Origin of the sequence: Metabacillus fastidiosus NBRC 101226, from assembly GCF_001591625.1 — a bacterium.
Taxonomy (GTDB): domain Bacteria; phylum Bacillota; class Bacilli; order Bacillales; family Bacillaceae; genus Metabacillus; species Metabacillus fastidiosus.
The window spans coordinates 1-5,235 of sequence record NZ_BCVG01000169.1; the positions used below are offsets into that span (position 1 = coordinate 1).

The 5,235-nt window shown below is 32.3% G+C and carries 5 protein-coding genes; 2 read left to right on the plus strand and 3 right to left on the minus strand.

Annotated elements, in window-relative coordinates:
- Window positions 1-28 precede the first annotated feature (28 nt).
- Both BFA01S_RS20730 and BFA01S_RS20735 read right to left on the minus strand, forming a co-directional pair.
- Window positions 29-514: a peptide ABC transporter substrate-binding protein gene (locus BFA01S_RS20730; protein WP_066235419.1), complete on the minus strand. Its 486-nt coding sequence runs from the start codon at window positions 512-514 to the stop codon at window positions 29-31.
- Between the two features lie 348 nt (window positions 515-862).
- The gene (locus tag BFA01S_RS20735; RefSeq protein ID WP_066235421.1) at window positions 863-1,681 is read right to left on the minus strand and encodes a squalene/phytoene synthase family protein; all 819 of its coding nucleotides are present in this window, start codon (window positions 1,679-1,681) and stop codon (window positions 863-865) included.
- 382 nt (window positions 1,682-2,063) lie between these two features.
- Between BFA01S_RS20735 and BFA01S_RS20740 the strand changes: the two genes are divergently transcribed.
- Window positions 2,064-2,771, plus strand: a complete 708-nt coding sequence (locus BFA01S_RS20740; RefSeq protein ID WP_066235424.1) for an ankyrin repeat domain-containing protein — start codon at window positions 2,064-2,066, stop codon at window positions 2,769-2,771.
- An 87-nt stretch (window positions 2,772-2,858) separates the two neighbouring features.
- The gene (locus tag BFA01S_RS20745; protein ID WP_066235426.1) at window positions 2,859-3,824 is read left to right on the plus strand and encodes a DUF4822 domain-containing protein; all 966 of its coding nucleotides are present in this window, start codon (window positions 2,859-2,861) and stop codon (window positions 3,822-3,824) included.
- 575 nt (window positions 3,825-4,399) lie between these two features.
- Here BFA01S_RS20745 and BFA01S_RS20750 read toward each other — a convergent pair.
- Entirely contained in the window at window positions 4,400-4,888 is a 489-nt protein-coding gene (locus tag BFA01S_RS20750) for a hypothetical protein (protein ID WP_066235428.1), read from the minus strand.
- Between the last annotated feature and the right edge of the window lie 347 nt (window positions 4,889-5,235).

A 5,235-nucleotide genomic window follows, 5' to 3' on the forward strand; every position in this document is an offset into this window, starting at 1 on the left:
TTACTGCCCGTTAAGGCTGGGATAAAAATTAACTAACCCAAGTCATTTTGGCTTCTTTAACCTTCCAATTATCGTCTTTATAATGAACCATAACTTCTACCCCAACCGTCCCTAAGGCTGAACTATATTTGGAACCCTCAAAAAAGACATTATTATTAAACTTGAACTCGACTTTTTCAAGGCTAAGAAGTATACCATCCAAAGACATTGTGTCCGAGTTGTAAAAACCTTTTTCTTTAAGTTCTTCAAAAGTGGCATCCATTACCTCAATTTTATATTTTTCTTTAAAAAAATTTAAAATTTCTTTTTTATCCTGTTCATCCAATTCATTAAAATTACTCATATCAATAGCTATAAATTTCATTCCGTTATCTAATTCTTTGTCCTGTTCCATTATGGAATTCAATGCAATACTATAAATTTCTCCTAAATCTTCTTTCTGATCTATACTATTGTTACAAGCAGAAAGTATTAATATAACGAAAAACAAGATAGTAAAATGCCTTAATTTCATGATCGATCCCCTTTTTAATTTTATAGACCAATTCTTAATTCGATATGTTTCAAATATCCGATTTTTGAAAACATTGCTTTGTTAGTTGAGAAAAAAATCAAAGTTTCTCAATAAGCCTTTCATCTATTTAGTTAACATTGAGCATATTTTAAGCAGCAAAAAAAGATCTCCTCTCAAAGATCCTTTTAGCTTTCTATTGAATGAAACACTCGTTACTGTCAATACAATTCTTCACAAGCACTTCTATTTAATTATTTTATTTTCCCTCACCAATAAAATTTATATATAGATCAATCGGTAATAAGAACTATACAATCTCGGTCGAATCCTAATCTTATTTTTCTTATATTAATCCACTTGAATTTCTTTTATTGTTTGCTCTACTTCTGCACGTGTCATTTTTTCATAGCCTTTTTGCATTGCTTTTAACGTTTTATGGGCTAGAGCAAGTGGTAGGCGGCAGAACAATAAAATGCTTCGATTATTGATTGATTTCATATATTCGTCTGCTTTTGCTAAATTTTCTTCAGCATATTCAAAAAGATCCGCACGAGTCCAGCCATCCGGTACAAAGCTTACACCGCGCTCCACTAAATCTTCCTGTTCATTTCGCAAAATGTTCACCGCTTGAAGCCCACGTCCATAACCAATAGCAAGATCACGGTCTGGTTTTACCCCAGTCTCCCACTCCCATAGTTCTGAAAGCATTACCCCGACAAGCCCCGCTACATAATATGTATAGTCATCTAGATCTTCCCGTGTATGGATTTGCCAGTTTGCTTTTGCCCATTTCGCCATGCCGAATGACATTTCACTAGCAGCGTTCATAATGCATGGTAAGGTATCCTTTGGACAAGTTTGCAGCCAGTCCCCTAAGCGAAGCGTAACTTCAGGCATCTTATCTTTTATTGGTCCAAGAATCTGTAAATATTCTTCTTCATTAAATGGTTTTTTGAATAATTCGCTTACTTCCATTAAGATAGTGTACTTTAAATCATTGGCCAGTTCTTCATGATCTTCAATTTCATCAATCGCCCTACATATTAAATAGGCTGATGCCACTGTATGTTTTAAGTCCTTTTGTAAAAATGTAATTGGAATATAAAAAGTACGACTTGTCTCTTTTAGTACACGCATTGCATCTTTAGGAAAACCTTTTTTATTCATCTTATACATTTCCTCCATTTAAAATTCAGCTGTAATTATCGTAACTCAAAGTTTTCAAAAGATAAAATGAAATCCCTCAAAAAAATCTTAGTCAGAAAAATATAATTGATAGATTTCGATTACTAATAATTCTATTTTCTCGAACTTTAATATTACAAAAGGTGACCTTTTCATAAACATTAAGATGTTTTATTAATAAATTTATACTTTTTTAAGAATTTATTTAGAGGGAGTTTAGATTTAAATACTAACATAATTGAAGTAATAACTAGTTCAATAAAAAAATTATTTAAGGGAAGCAATCGGTAAAAAAGTTGTAGCTAGACTTTTTGATTTACGGTTTGGCAACAAAATAATTAATAATGATAGGCAGGTGTATTTCATGTGGAAGTGGCTAACAATAGTCACTGGATGTATTTTTATTCTTCAAGGATGTACCTCAGATAATAATCCAAATCTAAATAAACAGGAAAAAGAGGTAAAGGCAGACAGAAGCAGGAACGAACAACTGATTCAAGCTGTAGAACACAAAAAAACAGAGACAATAAAAAAGTTAATTAAGGACGGCGTCAATGTTAATACACAGGATTCAGAAGGGCGCACTGCCGTTATGATTGCCACTTATAACAATGATGTAGAATCTGCAAAACTCCTGATTAGTTCAGGGGCAGACGTCAATATCCAAGATAATATGGAAAATAGCCCATTCTTATACGCCGGGGCAGAAGGTTATCTAGATATTTTAAAACTTACGATTGAAGCAGGTGCCGACCCATCTATTACTAACCGGTACGGAGGAACTGCTTTAATCCCTGCTTCAGAACATGGATACGTGGATGTTATTAAAGAGCTGGTTACCAATACAGACATTGATATTAATCATGTAAATGATCTCGGTTGGACAGCTTTACTAGAAGCTATTATTTTGAATGACGGTAACGAAAAACAGCAGCAAACAGTGCAATTGCTAATAGATCACGGGGCAGATGTGAACATTCCTGATAGTAATAATATGACCCCTTTACAGCATGCACGTGAGAAAGATTTTAAAGAGATTGAACAAATTTTGTTAAAAGCAGGTGCCAAATAATAAGGTCCTTGTAAGCTTCCAATGAATAAAGCAAAACAGTATCACTATGATAAATTACCCCTAAACATAAAATAAGGAGAAAACAAAATGAACAAAAAAACAAAATTATTATCATCCATACTACTGGGATTAACATTAGTAGCAACAGGATGTAATACAAACACACAGAACAATCAAAATGAAGAGAAGCAAGAACAGACTGCTGCTAAAGAGAGCAAAAAAGAAAATAAATTAACGGCTGGACAAGAACTTGCTAATATTCTTAGCAGTACTAATTGGCAAGGTACGAAAGTTTATGATAAAGATAATAATGACTTAACAAAAGAGAATGCAAACTTTATCGGCCTTGCAAAATACGACGATGAAACAGCAAGATACGAATTTTTTGATAAAACAACGAAAGAAAGCCGTAACGATAAAGGTACTTTCTTTATAACTAATGACGGAAAGATTAGAGTATTGATTTCCGAATCAATGGGTTACCAAGCTGTTGTTGAAATAACAGAACTAAATAAAGATATTTTCACGTATAAAAGAATGGGTAAAGATGCTAACGGAAATGACGTAGAGGTATTCGTTGAACATATTCCTTATAAAGAAACAGAGCTTTCCTTTACTGATCCAGATAAAACTTTAGAAACTTCTACAGGGGAAATAGTTACAGATGTGGATGGAGATAAAATTTTATCTAGCACACTATGGCAAGGAACAGCAGCATTAGATGAAAACGGCAACGATGTATCAAGCTATAATGCAAATTATTTAGGTCTTGCAAAATATGATGATAAGACAAATAAATATGAATTTTTTGATGCTAAAACAGGTGAAAGCCGCGGCGATTACGGCTATTTTGATGTAGTGCATGGAAATAAAATAAGAGCCCATGTTTCACAGGGGGAGAATAAGTACGGCGCAGCACTTGAACTTACAGAGCTTAATGAAAATAAATTCACATATAAAAGAACTGGCAAAGATAAAGACGGTAAAGATATAACTATAACTGTTGAGCATGTACCTTATGATGGAGAATTCAAACTGGAATTTACTAAATAACAGGCTTTTTTTAAAACTTAATGCTGATTTAGACAGGCTTAGTTCTACTAAATATAGAACTAAGCCTGTCATTTTATGAGTAGATACTTCTATGCCTAAATCAAATAAAATACCTTTAAATCGGCCTAACTCCATACTTTCTTTCATTACTTTTTCATTAATACAACGAATAACCATGAAAAAGCTAGAGAAACGATGAAATAATAAGAAAAAGGTATATAATGTCCGCTTTCATTATTTATGTTTTCGTTTACATGACAAATGTTCTCGTTTTCATTGACTTTGTATAAAAGCTCTTAATATACGATAATAAAGACATAACATAACCGGAAGGGGAAATCCTTAATGAAAAAATTTGTAAAGTTATTAGCAGAAGCAGTTGAATTACACGGAAATGCACATCCAGAGTATGCTTATATGATGAAAAAAATAAGAGGAAATAAATAAGAATGATGATAGTAAGTTCATATTCGCAATTTTATCAAAGTGATCCAAAAACCGATTCTCAAGTATGAAAAGAGAATCGGTTTTTTATATACATTTAATAATCTTCATAACAACTTTTAAAGATCCTTTTAACTATTTATTGAATTGGTATTCCTTTCAGCAAATAGTTCATTAATATATTCCCTTTCTTCCTTCGTGTGGGATAAGAGAGATTCATCTTTAAATAAGAATTTATTCATTATCTTTTGAATGAAAGGGTCAAACAAATCAAACTTACCTCCTAATGTTATAAGAGCTGTCATTACTGTTCCATCCGCTTGTTCCTCAAGCTTAAAATGACACGTTCCTTTTAATAAAGAAAAAGGAAACCCAAGTTCAAAAATAAGGAAACGATTCTCAAAAAGCACTGTAAGTTTATATGTAGCTTTCAATAAAAATGACCCTAAATACTCCTCAGAATAACAAGTTCGACCTACCCCTTTTGTTTCATTAACTAGTCGAAATGCTTTGTGATCCTTATGCCAATTCATATACTGTTCTTCATCCATTTCTAAAAACCAGTTAATAATTTCAGAAGCTGGAGCTTTTACAAAAGCAGTATCACTATAAGTAATCATTTTATCATCCCCTTGTTCACGATCATTCAAATGTTCATTTGAATATTAGGGTTATTTAGATAATTTATTGATGAGATAGGATTTTAGATAACATAATCGATATTTTAATGCTTGCTCCGATCTCGGAGTTTTTTTGTGTAAGATGATGTTGTGATAGTGTGTTTGTTTTAAGGAAATTTTAGGTTAGTTACGGTAGCTTATTTTATATGGGATTTATGAAGATTGAGGGGGAAGTTTAGCGTTTATAAGCATGTAGAACTGCATCAGAGATATTAAAAGAAGTTTTGTTTGTTTTAACTGGCTGTTGTTTTACATTATTTTCATTTGAAAGAAAGTAAATAGCTTGA

Excerpts from the sequence above, each read along its gene's own strand:
- BFA01S_RS20730 (WP_066235419.1), bottom strand. The coding sequence starts at position 514 with ATGAAATTAAGGCATTTTACTATCTTGTTTTTCGTTATATTAATACTT.
- BFA01S_RS20735 (WP_066235421.1), bottom strand. The coding sequence starts at position 1,681 with ATGAATAAAAAAGGTTTTCCTAAAGATGCAATGCGTGTACTAAAAGAG.
- BFA01S_RS20740 (WP_066235424.1), top strand. The coding sequence starts at position 2,064 with ATGTGGAAGTGGCTAACAATAGTCACTGGATGTATTTTTATTCTTCAA.
- BFA01S_RS20745 (WP_066235426.1), top strand. The coding sequence starts at position 2,859 with ATGAACAAAAAAACAAAATTATTATCATCCATACTACTGGGATTAACA.
- BFA01S_RS20750 (WP_066235428.1), bottom strand. The coding sequence starts at position 4,888 with ATGATTACTTATAGTGATACTGCTTTTGTAAAAGCTCCAGCTTCTGAA.